Origin of the sequence: Brevibacillus fortis, assembly GCF_046196545.1 — a bacterium.
Classification (GTDB): domain Bacteria; phylum Bacillota; class Bacilli; order Brevibacillales; family Brevibacillaceae; genus Brevibacillus; species Brevibacillus fortis_A.
Window position 1 is genome coordinate 4302179 of record NZ_CP176370.1, and the last position, 16479, is coordinate 4318657.

Annotated in this window: 4 protein-coding genes (1 of these 4 running past the window's edge); all 4 read right to left on the reverse strand. The window is 47.0% G+C overall.

Annotated features, from left to right (window positions below; all coding sequences use genetic code 11):
- Tightly spaced (at most 20 nt apart), the 4 genes in view from ACKKE8_RS21185 to ACKKE8_RS21200 form a layout consistent with a single transcriptional unit that may run on beyond the window.
- Positions 1–6591: the 5' portion of an SDR family NAD(P)-dependent oxidoreductase gene (locus ACKKE8_RS21185; protein ID WP_409174766.1), read on the reverse strand. Its footprint begins 5352 nt before the window's first position; only the first 6591 of its 11943 coding nucleotides appear in the window; it begins with the start codon at positions 6589–6591; the stop codon falls past the left edge of the window.
- A complete protein-coding gene (locus ACKKE8_RS21190) occupies positions 6588–14837 on the reverse strand; it encodes an SDR family NAD(P)-dependent oxidoreductase (protein ID WP_409174767.1) in 8250 nt (2749 codons plus the stop codon). The genes ACKKE8_RS21185 and ACKKE8_RS21190 overlap by 4 nt, the downstream gene beginning before the upstream one ends.
- Positions 14838–14857: 20 nt before the next feature.
- Positions 14858–15673, reverse strand: a complete 816-nt coding sequence (locus tag ACKKE8_RS21195) for a methyltransferase domain-containing protein (protein ID WP_409174768.1) — start codon at positions 15671–15673, stop codon at positions 14858–14860.
- Positions 15674–15681: 8 nt separating this feature from the next.
- Entirely contained in the window at positions 15682–16476 is a 795-nt protein-coding gene (locus ACKKE8_RS21200) for an alpha/beta hydrolase (RefSeq protein WP_409174769.1), read from the reverse strand.
- Positions 16477–16479 lie beyond the last annotated feature (3 nt).

Here is a 16479-nt window from a genome sequence, read left to right on the forward strand (position 1 = left end):
AGGTAAGCTGATTCGACGAGGCTTCATATCCCCGTAAAGTTTGTTCCAGTCAAAAATAAGTCCCTGTACCCACATCTGCAAAATCTTTGCGTATTTCCCTTTTGCGATCCATGTATCGATTGCCTGTTGTAAATCCTCATCTGCGGCGAAAACATCCATCGTTTCTTTATTCCGCTTTACCTGACCCGTGAACAGGTCTTGTCTATCATCCTCATCTTCCAGATAACCCGTTAGCTTTGCTTCCAACTCGGAGATCGACTTGACGATCACAGCGAAGCGCTCTTCCATCGCCTCACGTCCTACTTGAAGCGTGTAGGCAATCTCTGCTAGCTCGTTGTCCGTCAGCACTTGCTCCCGAATAGCAGACAGCAACCGCTGTACCTGCTCCCGAAGACGGTCTTTATTCTTCGCTGACAAAACGATGACAGCTGGATTTTTTGCAGAGATGCTGATTGGTGGGCGGTGTTCCTCTTCGATGTATTCTTCAATGACGAGATGAGCATTTGCCCCTCCTGCTCCAAAGGAGGATATCCCCGCAATCCTTGCATATTCTCTCGTTACCCCATTGATTTCAATCACTGGTCGCTTCCATTCCGCCAGCTCTTGCTGTACCACAAATGGAGTCTTGCTGAAATCAATGTTCGGATTCAATGTGCGGGAATGAAGGGACGGAACTAGCTTCTTGTATTTCATTTGCAGCAATATCTTGGTCAACCCTGCTATCCCTGCCGCACTCTCACCATGCCCGATATTTGACTTGGACGAACCAATCGCGCAGAACTGATTCTCTTTCGTGTATTCCTGAAAAGTCTTCGTCAATCCAGCAATTTCAATCGGGTCCCCCAAGGAAGTCCCTGTACCGTGTGCCTCTATATAGCTGACCGTTCTCGGGTGAATTCCTGCTTCTTCAAAAGCTCGACGAATCACTCTTGATTGAGAATGAGGATTGGGAACCGTATAACCATTCGTTTTTCCACCATGATTAATGGCGCTTCCTTTGATCACACCATAGATGTGGTCTCCATCAGCGATTGCTCTTTCCAGAGGTTTGAGCAGTACCGCTCCGACTCCTTCACCAGGTACATATCCGTCGCCGCCTTCCCCAAAGCTTTCGCATCGTCCTTTGCTGGAAGCGAACTTACCCTGCGACAAATACAGATATTTGTTTGGATGAATAGAAACATTCACACCACCTGCGATCGCAACCTCACATTCACCGCGTTGCAAGCTGTGACACGCTAAATGAATTCCCGTCAATGAAGAAGAACACATCGTATCGACCGCCATGCTCGGACCGTGGAAATTGCAAAAATAGGAGACGCGGTTAGCGATGGAAGCTGGACTCCCCGCAATCGTAAGCGCTCTGCCCAACGCCTGTTCAGCGGACGCATAGAGCTGGTATTCCTCGTACATAACTCCTACGTAAACCCCTACATTGCCTCCCAAGCCTTCATGCTTGCCAAGAGCATCGCGCGTATACCCTGCATCCTCTATCGTTTCATAGACACACTGTAAAAATAACCGCTCCTGTGGGTCCATCAACTCTGCTTCCCGGGGGGAAATATGGAAGAACAGCGGATCAAATTGATCGACCCCATCTATGAAGCCGCCCCATTTGGAATAGGACTTACCGACCTTGTCCTTCGCTTCATCAAAGTACAGACTGTGATCCCAGCGGTCTTTTGGGATTTCTGTAATACAATCCTTGCCGTCGCGCAGATTTGCCCAAAAGTCATGTATATTCCATGCTTGCGGATAGCGTCCAGACATACCAATAATGGCAATGTCCAACGCTCCTTTTTCTCGCTGGGTTTCCATACGCAGGGAAGCGAATCGTTGAGACCTGCGTTTTTTGCTCCTGCGCTCTGTCTGTGCTGTCCTCTCGTCCACAATCGTTGCTTCCGGCTCTTGCGTGAGGGGGACTTCCGCAATTTCTCCCATCCCCAGGATGCGCATCAGGCTTTCACGGTAGTTTTCAAGGAAATACCCAGTTAATTCTTTAATCGTTTGGTATTCAAAAAATAGCGTTTTTGGTAATGAACCAAATCGCTTTTCCAACTCCTTGGTCATCTGCATAGCCACAATGGAATCGACACCGTATGTTTCCAACGAGGCGTCTGCTTCCATTTTCGTTGCTGGCAATTTGATGACGGAGGAAAGCAGCTTTTTAAAATAACGGGTCGCCTGTTCCATTAGTGAGGAGGAATCTAGGGCCTTCTCCTCTTCAAAAGTAACGGTATCTTTAGGCGCTTCTGCTCCTGATCCAACCAATTCATTTGTGGTCTTGCGCGTAGAAAAGCCCTTCATCCGCACACCGACATTCCCGTTCTCGTCACACAAGTCGATATCAAACTTCTCCACTTTATCTCCAGCGCTACTACCCTCACTGTAACGAATGAGTGCCCACATAGAAGCGGAGCAAGCACCTACGATCTCCAATTCCTCAAGAGCAAAGGGAAGAATCAGCGAAAAATCATTCGTTGCCATCATCAAGCCAAACGAAGCCTGTAGAGCTGCATCGAGCAAACTCGGATGCAGACCAAATTGTCCTTGCGTCTTCAACACGGAAGAAGGCAGAGACAACTTCGCCAGCACCTGCCCCTGACCAATCAAAATTTGCTCTATTCCGCGATGTGCAGACCCATAGTCGACTCCCATCTTTTTGAAAGCCTCATAGCATTGTTCCGCGCTGAGTGTGCTGAGGTTGCACTGTTCCCGCAATGCGGTGAGATCGAAAGGTGGAATGTCTGGAATGGAACATAACACGGCACTTCCCTGACTGTGTACAATCTCCGCCGTTTGCTCCTGGTCTTGCATGCTATCGCTGTAAATTTCAAAAACAATCTCACCATTCGCCTCAGGATAGAGTTCGATATGTGCCTGAACGGGCTCTGGCCCAACAACCAAAGGTTGAGTCCAGACCACATTTTTGAAACGAAGTCCTTCCTGTTCTTGCTCCGAACCCAGCCCTCCCGCAGCAAGCTTTATCGCTGCCCGTGCCATCTCCAGATAAGCCGCACTTGGCAAGACACGTTGTCCCTTGATGACATGGTCACTCAGGAAAAACTCCTGTCCCGTAAACGTGGAGCTAAACCGCTGTTCCATGAAATCGGATGTATTTTGATGCAAGAAAGGGTGAATCGAGCCTACCCCTGCACTGCTGCTACCAGACTTGGCTTCGATCCAATAAGATTCCTTGGCAAAAGGATACGTCGGCAAACTGATACGACTCGGTTGCTCTTCCTGATAAAGCTTGTTCCAATCGATATGTAAGCCCTTCACCCACAGGTCGAGAAGCTTGCTGTATTTACCGCGTTCCATCCATCTCGCAATCGTTTCTTCCCATTCATCATCGGACGTCAAAATATCCAGCATTTCCTGATTTCGGTTTACCTGACCACGATACAAATCAGCAATATGCACTTGCCCTTCTACATAAGCTGTTAGTTTTTGTTGCAACTCTTTCACAGAGCCAGCAAGGACAGCAATACGCTCTTCCATAGCTACACGTCCTACCTGAAGCGTGTACGCCATGTCGGCTAAGTTCGCATCGGATAAGGAGTGTTCTTGGATAAAGGCTAACAGCTGCTGTGCTTTCTCATACAACCTCTCCGCATTCTTTGCTGACAAAACAAGAATAGCCGGGTTCTGAGGTGTGATCTTCCTACTGGATCGCTGTCGCTCTTCCGGAATATATTCTTCAATAATCACATGGGCATTGCTTCCCCCCGCACCAAACGAGGAAATCCCTGCAATTCGTGGATATTCATTGATTGTGCCATTGATCTCAACGATTGGTCGTTTCCATTCCGCCAGCTCTTGCTGAACCACAAACGGAGTCTTGCTGAAATCAATATTGGGATTGAGCGTGCTGGAATGTAAGGATGGCACTAATTTCGCGTGCTTCAGCTGCAACAATATTTTCGTTATGCCAGCAATCCCTGCCGCACTTTCACAATGTCCAATATTCGACTTCGCTGAACCCAATGCACAGAACTGTTTGTCCTGTGTGTCTTTTTCAAAGGCCCGAGTAAGTCCAGCAACCTCGATCGGGTCTCCCAGTTCCGTCCCTGTTCCGTGTGCTTCTAGATAACTGACCGTTCTTGCATGTACCTTGGCACGTTGCAAGGCATCTGTAACTAACTGCGCCTGTGCCTGCGGATTCGGAACGGTATAGCCATTCGTTTTCCCACCGGCATTCATCATACTTCCTTTGATGACTCCGTAAATATGGTCACCGTCTGCTATCGCCTTATCAAAAGGCTTCAAGACGATAGCGCCCACACCCTCTCCATCCACAAAGCCATCCGCATGATCGCCGAAGGACTTGCATTGATCCGAAGGAGAGAGCATCGTCAAAGCTGATAATTTCATATAGTGGACGGGATCGACAATGAGATTGACTCCCCCTGCGATTGCACACTCGCTTGTACCGCTGTACAAGCTTTCCAAGGCGAAATGAATCGCTGTGAGAGAAGCGGAGCAAGCCGTATCCACCGCCACACTTGGACCTTGAAAGTTTAATAGATAAGAGAGCCGATTCGCGATCGACCAATAAGTAGCTCCCGCCGGATAATTGCCATTCATCACGCCGACAAAAACGCCTACTTTTCTGCTTTCACACAGAGTGGTAGGCGTATATCCAGCGTCCTCGATACTCGCATAGGCTTCTTGTAAAAATAACCGTTCTTGCGGGTCCATCTCTTCCGCTTCTTTTGGAGAGATTTGGAAAAACAAGGGATCGAATTTATCCATATCATCGATAAATCCGCCCCATTTTGTATACATAGTTTCCTTTTTGCCTTTTTCCTCATCAAAATAGCTTTTCCAATCCCAGCGATCCTTAGGGATTTCAGAAATGCAGTTTTTCCCCTCTTTTAAACGATTCCAGAATTCATCCACATTTTTCGCCTGCGGATAACGTCCCGAAAGACCGATGATCGCCACATCCCGCACCACAGATGAAGGCGAAATCGATTCCTTGCTCTCTTGTTCCCGAACGGATAAAAAGCGTCTCGTTTTTCTCATAGGAAGATCGGTGTACGCCGTTGAAGCAGAGACGGTCATTTCCTCATTCTCTATCTCGTTCTGGTATGTTTCGTCAATTGTTTCTTGTGCTTCTAATCCTATTACCTTGATCAACGCTTCCTTTTGCGTCTCTATGAGATACTCTATCAAGGCATCAATCGTTTGATACTCGAAAAATATCGTACTGCTCATATCCGCAAAATCTTTGCGAAGCGAATTGGTCAATTGCACAACCAGAATCGAATCAATCCCATATTGCTCTAATGGGGCTGATGATTTAATCTGATGGGTCGGTATTCTAAGTGTTTCGCCAATTAACCTTTTCATATAAGCCGTACTTTTTTCGCGAAGCAATTCCTCTGTGACTCTGCCTGACTTTTTCGCTGGTGTAGTGCGTACAGGCACTTGTTTTTTGAGTGGCTTCGCCTTCCATTTTGTGGCTTGCTTTTTTGCAGGCGAATACGCAACTGTAACCGCCGACTGCCTCGGCTGACTGCTACGACGAATTACCCCATCGCTTTCTGCCACAATAATCTGTTGACATAAATCCAGCTGCTCTTCTGCTGGCAAGAAAACAGATCGGTATCCTGCCTTCTTCAACACCTTTTGCCATGTTTCAACCGTTAACAAAGGGCAGCCGGGAATACGCCATTCTGGATCATCATAGCGCCACCAACCATCCAGCAAGCCAAACGTCAAGTGAGCAAACAAGGTATTGCTCGTCAACTCATTCAGAATCAGCAAGCCATTTTTCTGTAAAGCTGTTTTGGCGTGGAGCAAGGTTTGGCTAATATTTTTTGTCGCATGCAATACGTTCGTGGCAATCACCAGATCATAGGTGTCCGCAACGATCCCCTGATCCTCAATAGGCTTTTCCACATTAAAAATCCGATACGTGAGATATGGATTTTCGGCCCCGTATTCTTTTTCGGCGTGAAGTAAAAAGGCTTGCGAAATATCGGTATAACAATATTCCTCAATATGCTTCTGAAAGGTTTTTAGCCTTGGTAGTACGATCGCACTGGTTCCACCTGTACCTGCTCCGATTTCCAAAATCCGAAGCCGTGCAGAAGCATCTTGCTCCGTACGCTGCTTCACATACGTAACAATCGTATTGGCGAGCACTTCGTTAAAGTAGTCCGCAATCTCGTTGTGTTTATAAATCCCTTCCACCAATTCCATCGAGGAATTAGGGAACATGATCTCTGTAGCTGGAATCTTTCCTAGTAAAATCTCTGGCAGTACACGCATGGTTGCCTCTACTAGAATCACCTGAGCTTTACTATTCGGGTCGTTGAGCCATGTTGTTTTTTCTTCCTCCCATTTTTTCCATGCTGTATCGAGATCAATAGGGGTGGTATCGTTTGCGATGAGTGACTCTCCATCGTACGCAAGATAATGGTTTTGCACGAGAACGGCTATGCTTTCTTCCAGCCATTTACCGTACCTGTCATGCAATTTGGCTTTGAGTTCTGCTCTTGTCTGTTTTTTTACCGTGAACAGCCCGATTGACTGTAATTGACCATAGAGTAGTTCACTGAGAAGCTTATCCATTGTATTCATTTATAAGCCTCCATTTCAGATTGTCTGCGTTGAGACGAAAACTCTAGTTTGGGCATACCATTCTTTACACTTTCGATATGTGATACCAGTTTTTCTGGATAGATGTGAATCGATTTATCAGGATTTACCGTAAGCATGGCCTGCGATTTCGTTGTTTTCACCAACGCGACTTGATTCATCGGTCCCGCAAGCAGGTTTTCCAAAGCCGCCATCGCTTCGCGAGGTTCAATCGAGCCTAATCCTGCCTGTGCCATTCTCTCCTGATAGTCCTTGGTGGCAACAATGCCTACGTTCGCCCAGTATCCCCAATTCATCACCTTCACTGCACTGAGGCTATGCAATGAAAGCTGGTGCGCGAATATATCTTTAAACGTACAACCTGACGCATAATTGCTTTGTCCAGGCGACTTGGTAAATGAGTTGATCGATGAGAAGAACATGACAAAATCCAACGGCTCCCGATCAAATACTTGAGCAATCCGCACACTTACATCTACCTTTGCCGAAAGTCCGGCACGGAAGCGATCTTCGTCCATATTCGCGAGGCTTTTATCGAGCAGGACAATCGCGGAATGAATGACTCCGTTCACTTGTTTATACCGCTTTTTGATCTCTTCATAGGCAAAATACAAGGACTTGCGATTCGTCGCATCCGCCGTCATATAAATAGGAGCAGGTCCGAGCTTAGCAAGTCGATCCACTTTGGCTTGGATTTCTGGATTCTTTTCTCGGCGTCCAATCCAGATGATTTGTGCTTGATATGTGCTGATCATGTATTCGCTCCAGACTTCGCCAATACCGCCAGCTCCTCCAATCACAACATAGACTCCCCCCTGCCTGTAGGAAGCCTGTTCCCATTGCGGTTGACGTAATGGAATCAATTCCTGACGATACCATTTCCCTCCGCGGTAAACCGTTGCATTCCCCTCGGCATCTGGCGGAAGGGTGAAAACCTCCTCCATTGGCCAAGCACGACCAGCTTCCAGATCAACGAGTCGAATACGCCAGTTTGTGTATTCTTTTGCCATCGAACCGACTAATCCGTAAAGACTGGCATGAATAGGGTTGACCACATCGTTTTGATGAATTGGCTGGGTCTGGAAGGTTACAAGACTCCATCCTAGCTCCTTGGTACCGTAGCCCAGCTTGAGCAGGGCTTTTAGCAAGAGAAACACATGAAATACACCGCGCTCCTGCTCGATGATGAGCGCCTCTTCTGCCAGGTATTCCAAATCAATCCATGGCGCAATCCAGATGATATGATCAATCGAACCAATCTGCTCCAGCTTCACCGCTATTTCATCCATACTTTCTGCGGGCGTAATCTCCATAACAGCTGCCCGAGGATAGCGTTGTTGAACAAGGCTTCGGTTCTTGTCATCTGCACAAACAATCAGAATATGATCGCTTGCAAGTGGGGTTTCCGAACTACGGTCCATCACAACCTCTTCCCACACAGGGCTGAGCAGCATGGTTCCAATCAGCGATTCGCCGGAGGTCTCAGATGGCGCTTTTGCTGCTGTACGATCTGTTTGGATTTCTCTTTCCAGTACCCGAGATGTGAATCCCTTCATTCGTACACAAATCGTTCCAGTGTCGTCACATAGATCGATATCGTATTTTTCTACCTTATCCCCTGCTTGGCAGCCGTCGCTGTAGCGAACGTATGCCCACATCTCAGAGGTGCACGGGCTGATAATTTCAATCTCCTCCAGGGCAAAAGGCATCACTGGCTTGCGTTTTGCCATACGATCCGACGACATCACGTGGCGGGAAGAGAGCGTCAACTCCACAGAGGCCTGCAAAGCTGAATCCATCAAGCTCGGATGCAAGACAAACTGATCCTCTGAGCCGGTGACCGATAATGGTAAAATCAGCTTTGCCAAGACTTGTCCAGGCCCGACATATACCTTGTCTATTCCTTTATGTCCGAATCCATAATCGATTTGAATCGCTCTGAAGAACTCATAGAATTCCTCGGATGAAATCACCTGCTCGCTGCACTGCTCTTGCAAAACGGGCAAATCAAGCATTTGCAACTCTGAGTGCGGAGTAAGTACAGCATTTCCTTGACTGTGCACCACGATCTCAGCATCACTACCCTCTGCCTCGCTATAGATGTGGTAGGATACCTCACCATCTTCTTCGAGAACGAGACCCGTATGTACCCGAACAGGCTGATCACCTACAACGATCGGACGAGCCCATACGACATTTTGTAGTGTAATCGCCGTATCCCCGTGGACTCTCTCTCCTACAGCCTGCTCCATCGCGGTTCTTGCCATCTCAAGATAGGCAACTCCCGGTAACACCCGCTGCCCTTTGACTACGTGATCCGCCAAGAAAAACTCTTCTCCCGTGAAGGTGGAGCTAAACCGTTGCTCGGAGAAAGTAGAAGTGTTCTGATGTAGCATCGGATGGATCACGGACGTTGTGGTGTTTTTTGCTGCTACCCTTGCATTTGCTTTTGTTTCACTATCAAGTACCCAATGGCGTTCCTTGGCAAAAGGATACGTGGGAAGTGAAATACGAGAATACTGATCGTTCGCAAACAGCTTGTCGTAGTCCAATCCATATCCCTGCACAAACAATTCCGCGATCACAGACAACTGTTCCAAATATTCGCTCGCCTGACTCGTCACATGCAGATTCTCGATGCTCTGATTTCCGTAACGTTTCAATGCGGTTTGTTCACGATGATCTTTTTCATGTAATTCGGAAACAAAAGCCTGAGATGCCTTTCCTGTTTCCAGCCACTTTTTCAAAAGCTGAACAAGCTCGGTTGTATGTTGAACAATGCAAGAGAAGCGGTGATGGAAATGCTTTCTGCCTACTAACAGCGTATAGCTGATATTTCCACAATCCGTCTCCGGTGCTTTTTCACAAAACGAAAGCAATTGGGCAATCTGCTGGCGTAGCTGTTCAAAAGTGCGCGCCGACAGCACAATCAAATAGCCCGGCTTTTTCGCATGATTCCGCTCTACCTGAGGCGCCTCTTCGATTACCATATGCGCATTTGTACCGCTGGCTCCAAAGGAACTGATCGCCGCACAACGTTTGGCTTGCGGCTCCACTGACCATTCCTTCAGGCTTGTATTGACATAAAACGGGCTGTCTGCAAACTTAATGTTGGCGTTGCCTTCTTCAAAATGTAGGGATGGCGCTATTTGTTTGTGTTTCAATGACAAAAGGACTTTGATGACCCCTGCAACGCCTGCTGCGATCTGGGTATGACCAATATTCGTCTTGATCGATCCAATCGCACAATATTCTTTTTTATCCGTATAGGCCCGAAAAGCACGAGTTAGCGCTTGATACTCAATCGGATCTCCCAGCTTGGTTCCTGTTCCATGAGCCTCAACCATCGTAATTTGCTCAGGATTGATGTCGAATGTATCGTAGACATTGCGTTCCAAGCGCTCCTGAGATTTCGCACTCGGCGCAGTAATCCCATTCGTCGTCCCATCCTGATTGATTCCCGAGCCTCGAATGACACCGTAAATATGGTCGCCACAAGCGATCGCTTCCGAGAGACGTTTCAGTACAACGACACCAGCGCCTTCCCCCGTCGCAAAGCCATCTGCCCGCTCATCAAACGTATGGCAGCGTCCTGTCGGTGACAGCATACCCGCTCGCTTGGCAGACAAATAGAAGCCCGGCGTAGATTGAATGAAGACACCACCTGCCAATGCCATGTCGACCTCACCTGTACGCAAGGCTTGGCACGCCATATGAATCGCCACCAAGGAACTCGAGCAAGCAGTATCAATCGTGACAGCTGGTCCCTGCAAGTCCAGATGATAAGCAACCCGAGCAGGCACAATAGACTCCATATTTCCCCAGAAGGCTTGGGCAGGAGGATTTTCTCCCACGAGACGATCATAATCACCTTTGGCACATCCTGCGTAGACGCCGCATTGGATTCCTTGCACGCCTTGACCCGCATAGCCAGCATCCTCCAACGCCTTCCAGGATTCCTCCAAAAAGAATCGTTGCTGCGGGTCCATATAGTCAGCTTCCAGACCGGAGATGTTGAAAAAAAGCGGATCAAACAAGTCAATATTTTCTACAAGCCCGCCGTATTGATAGCCCTCTGCGTCGTCCAGGCCGTACGCTGATAAATCCCAACGAGTCACTTTCGCAAGTAAATCCGAGCCGTTCACCAAGTGATCCCATAAGTCGTCAGCGTTGTCAGATGAGGCAAACGTACCGCTCATTCCAATAATCGCAATGGGTTCGGTGAGGAACGAAGCTTTTTCTGACACGCTCACTTTTGCCTCTGAAAGCAGTGGAGCTGCTTGAATGAACATCTCAGTCTGAAGAGCAGAGACGGAATCTTCCCTCTGCTCGGATAGACTGATCTTTTGCCCTAACGCTTGAGCAATGACCTCTTTGTACTCAGACAAAATATAGCTGGTAAGTTGATTTACCGTACTGTAATCAAAAAGAATCGTCGTCTCAATTTCAATCACCAACGCTTGATTGATCTCTTGAACCAATCGAACGCCAAGAATGGAATCCAATCCATAATCTTTGAAAGGTTCGTCCACATCGATCGAATCGACATCGACTTCCAATGCAGTGACCAGCTTTTCAATAATCATATCCTTTACATAATCCGTCACCGTCTGCTCGATCACCACAAACTGGCCTGGAATGTGTTGGGGTGCTGGCTGCGAAGGGAGTTTCCCTTCTGCTTTTGCCTGATGTGAAGTCTCTCGCGCGATAGGCGAAACAATCGAACCGACGCGAACATCAGGGTGAAGGACGCCATCGCTTTTTCCAATCACAATCTGTTGTTCCAGATCATGAGCTTCCCGAGCTGGAAAAGAGATCGTGTGGAATCCCTCACTCTCCAGCACCGTTTGCCAACTTGTCGGTGTTAAGGCAGGAGAACCAGGAATACGTACATCTGTATCTTCAGACAGCCACCAGCCTTCCAAAAGACCAAAGGTCAGATGAAGGAACAAGGAATTACTGCTAATCTCATTTAAAAGAACCAAACCGTTTTCTCGTAAAACAGCTTTGGTATGGCGCAAGGTTTTGCGAATATCTTTGGTGGCATGCAACACATTAGCCGCAATCACCAGATCGTAATAGCCCTCTCGAACTCCTTGCTCAGCAAAAGGCGCTTCCACATTAAAAATTTGATAGGTCAGATACGGAACGTGCGGTCCATATTCCTTTTGTGCGAACATCAAAAACGCTTTGGAGATGTCCGTATAGCAATATTCTTCAATAAACTGCTGATAAGGCTTCAGCTTTTCAAAGACAAACGTACTCGTTCCGCCCGTCCCCGCACCAATCTCCATGATGCGAATTTTGGCAGAAGGATCTTGTTTCAACCGTTCTTCCACATAGGTTGCGACTGTCTCCGCTAGCACTTCATTGTAGTGATCTGCCACCGGGTTATTTTTATAAATATGCTGTACCAATTCCATAGAAGAGCCTGGAAACATGACATCCGTAGCAAGTCGCTTGCCTGTTACAATGTGCGGCAGAGATTTCATCGTAGCTTCCAGCAATCTTATCCGCACTTCCAGATTGGCATCCTCACGCCATGCCGCCTTACGTCGATCCCATTCTTCCCATACAGCTTCTACCTCGATAAAAGTCGGATCGACCACCAAGCATTGCTCTCCATCAAAGCCATCGAGATAGCCATGACGAGTTAGCATCGCCATACTTTCTTCTATCCATTTTTCATAACGGTGATGGAAGCCTGTTTTTGCCTTGAGGTCGGCGACATTCACACTCTTGTCTGTAAACCAACCGATGGACTGCATTTGCCCCCATAACAGCTTGCAGAGAAGCTCATCCATCTCCTTCCACAATTTGGGGTGGGTATTGGGCAAGCGATCCTGTCTCTTTGTTTTGGGCAGCCAATAGCGTTCCCCTCTAAATGGATAGGCTGGCAAAGGCACCCGGTTGTAACTGCCGTTTTTATATAAGGAACTCCAATCCAGCTTGTATCCTTTTACAAATAAATCGGCAAGCGTGGACAGCTTCTCTTTCCTTTCGTAGGTGGTTAGCGAACCGTTCTCTGCTACTTCTGCCATTAATTTTTCTCCGAACTCTTTCAAGCTCTTTTCTAGCCGCACGGAATCGGTTTCATACTCGACAAAATAATCAGCAGCTGTTCCCGTTTCTTTTACTTCCGCGATTTTTTGCCGTAATTCATCTGCGTCCTTGGCAATAAGCATACAACGGTGCGAAAAATGACTTCTTCCTGTGAACAAGGTATAGGAAATATCTTGCTCGTGAAAACGTCCCGCTTCTTTTGCTAACCACTGGGACATTTCATCCATTTTTTGCGTGAGAGCTGACTCGCTCTTGGCTGAAAACGGGAACAAGTAATATGCTCCTGCTTGCTGATTACTTGATTGCGGTACCATCGGCGCTTCTTCCAGAATCAGATGACAATTGGTTCCGTTCGAGCCTAAAGCGCTCACTCCCGCTCTTCGCGGAGTCGCATCACTGGTCTTCCATTCAATGAGCTCGGTATTGATGAAAAAGGGACTTCCGGTCAATTTGATATGCTTATTGACTTCCTTGACGCTGATCGTCGGAGCGATCTTCTTATACTTCATCGCCATGACCACTTTAAACAAACTCGCCAGTCCGGATGTCATCGTGGTATGACCGATGTTGGGCTTATGTGAGCCAATCGCGCAAAATTGTGTTTTATCGGTAAACGAACGAAATGCTTCCATCAATGCCTTCACTTCAATAGGGTCACCCAGTTGCGTTCCTGTCCCATGCGTTTCGATATAACTGATCGTCTCCGGATCAATCCCTGCATTTTTATAGGCATCCATAATCAATTCTTTTTGCGCAAGCATGCTCGGTGCTGTAATGCCGTTTGACTTTCCTGTCTGATTCACGGTCGAGCCCTTGATGATCGCATATATATGGTCGCCATCTTCCATTGCTTGCGCAACTGGCTTCAGTACGACGGCTCCAACGCCTTCTCCAAACACCATTCCATTCGCCTGATTGTCAAAGGTGTTGCATGTCCCATCGGGTGAGACCACGCCCATTTTCGAGGACATCACAAAAAATTCAGGGGAGCTGTGAATCGCCACTCCGCCTGCAAGAGCCATTTCCGTTTCTCCCCTGCGCAGACTGTCGCAGGCTAAATGAATGGCTATCAAAGCAGAGGAGCAAGCTGTATCAACAGCAAGACTTGGTCCCTTGAGATTTAAAAAGTAAGAGAGTCTTGCCCCTAGCATCGACATCTCATTGCCTAGCATCGTTTGTGAAGAGATACCTTCAGCCAACACGGATTTCTCTTTGTAGTCTGAATGGCGTCCCCCAACAAATACACCTACTTTTCTCCCTGATAACTGTTCAACCGAGTATCCGCTATCTTCAAAAGCTTTATAGGATTCTTGCAGGAACAGACGTTGTTGAGGGTCCATACTTTTTGCTTCGTCAGGCGAAATATTGAAAAAGGTTGAATCAAATTGATCAATGTCCTTAAGAAGCCCGCCGTAATATTGATCCGCCTCCCAACCACTGCGCGTGATTTCCTCGATACAGCTGTCGCCAGACGCAAGATGCTCCCAAAACTCTTCAACCGAATCCGAGCCAGCAAATCTGCCTGCTATTCCGATGATCGCGATATCGGAGTGGCGTATTTCATTTACTGAAACAGTAGGCAGGAATTCGCTGTCCTCTGCTGCCATCTTTGTTGCAAATTGCAGAGAGATATATGAAGCCAGCTCACCCACCTCTGTATAATCAAAAATTACTTCTACACCAAGTTGAATCCCCAAATCAGCATTGATTGCTTCTATTAATTCGACCGCTAATACAGAATTAATGCCCAGCTCTATGAAACTTTTATCGAAATTCAAGCTTTCCACAGGTGTATCCAATAGCTGAGCAATGATTTTCCCCATCTTGCTCGCAATCGTTGATGAACCGTGATCGGCCTGGGTACGCTCTGTTGTTGGAGCGATTTTCTGTAGCGTTTCATTCGCACTTGCTGGCTTATATTTTTCGAAAATGTGCGTGGCTAGTTGCTTGGTATTCTCATGATCAAAAACGACCTCAATCCCCAAGTCAATGCCTAGCTTCTCATTCATCATCTCTACCATTTCTACAGACAATACCGAGCTGATACCTAATTCCACAAAGCTTTTATCGAAATCCAAGGGATTCGTCGTATCTTTTAATAAGTCGGTCATTACTTCTTTCACTACGGTTTCTATATCATGAAATGAATGAAAAAGTACCTTCATACTCGACTCCCCCCTTTCTTCTACACCGATTTCTCACCAACAGCCATGTATAGCTGTCTGAGAATAGAATGACCTTCCGTATTCAGCATATTTCTCCATGCAACAGATAGCTTGCCCAGCGCCTTGCTGGATAAATAACCGTCACGCACCAACTGCACAGGAATGCCTACACCCTCCGACTTTAGAAACATTTCGTACCCGAGTAGCTCGCTATGAGCACAAATGACTTCGAAATCTATTTTTCCAAGTCCGCCTTGCTTGAGGACCGTTGGCAGTTCACGACCAATTTTCGGGTTGCCGCCTTCCGCATAGCGTGCTGCACAGTAAGCATCATACAGCTCTCTCAATTCTGGTACATGTGGAGTGGTCATGATGTGCATCTCGAAATCATTATCGATAAATACCGCTTTGCCACCTGGTTTTAACAACCTCGCCACTTCACGAACCGCGCCGACTGGGTCTGGTAAATGTTCCAATACGAGTCGAGTAATGGAAAAATCATAGGAATCGCTTGGTAAGCCGGTTTCCATAATCGATCCCGCGACAATCTCAAATCGATCAGATTGCTTTTGTGTCAAATAGTTTCTTGAATAATCAACAAGAAGAGGATCAAGCTCCAATCCCGTCACTCTGCAATTTGAAAACTCCTGCATGACCTTTTCCATCACGAATCCTGGTCCCGAGCCTAGCTCTATAACCGACATCCCATCTGTCAGACCAAACTCGATATAATGCTTCAGCTCTTTATCCCAGAACAACTCCACCTGCGATTTCAAACGTTCTATCTCTACCTCAACATTCGTGGCAATATTTGCGATTTGATAAGAACCTTCCATGTTATTCCCTACCTCCGCGATTCAGATATAGATTCGTTCAAAAAAGCCAAAATGTGGCCAGCAACGTCTTCCCATTCAGGATCAAGCATCATATCATGACTGATATTTTGGAACAGAACAGGTTCGATTCCGTATGTTTTGCCAATTCGGCGCGTTGTTTTCTCAGAAATCATCCGATCCTGCTTGGAGCCGAGAACCAGCATCGGAGCTTTCGCACGGATGGTTTTTGGCAAAATTTTTCCATTCATCTCGGTTCTTGCTTTCAGTGATTCAGGCTGCAGGAGCTTCACCCACTCGTCCTTTTTTTCAATCGGCAGCTCCTTGGAAAAAAAGACATTGGCGAGCAATGAGGCATCTCTTTTTTCGTTATATGTAAATAATTGCATAGCTTCTTTAAAATTTTTGAACATCAATCGGAATAAGTCACCCATTCCTCCATGCGGAGGAATGGAGGCAACCAGAACGGTACCTGAGATTATATTTGGATGCTGGTGCAAAATCTTCTGCACAATTCCTCCGCCCATGGAGTGTCCGATCAGCACTGGCTTATTTTTCAGAAGCCCGATCACTTCAAGAACATCATCTGTGTAATCCTGAAGTGTGTAGGTATGAAGATTTTCAAAGCCGTCACTTTCACCGTGTCCACGAAGACTCAGCGCATAGGAAGAAAAGCCTTTGTCAGCAAAATAAGGAAGAAAGTTTTTTTCCCAACACCATGCTCCATGACATGCTCCATGCACAAAAAGAAGAGGCGCTTCGCTAGAAACGCCTTTAGGGTGGTATTCTACTAGTTCCAAATTCATTTT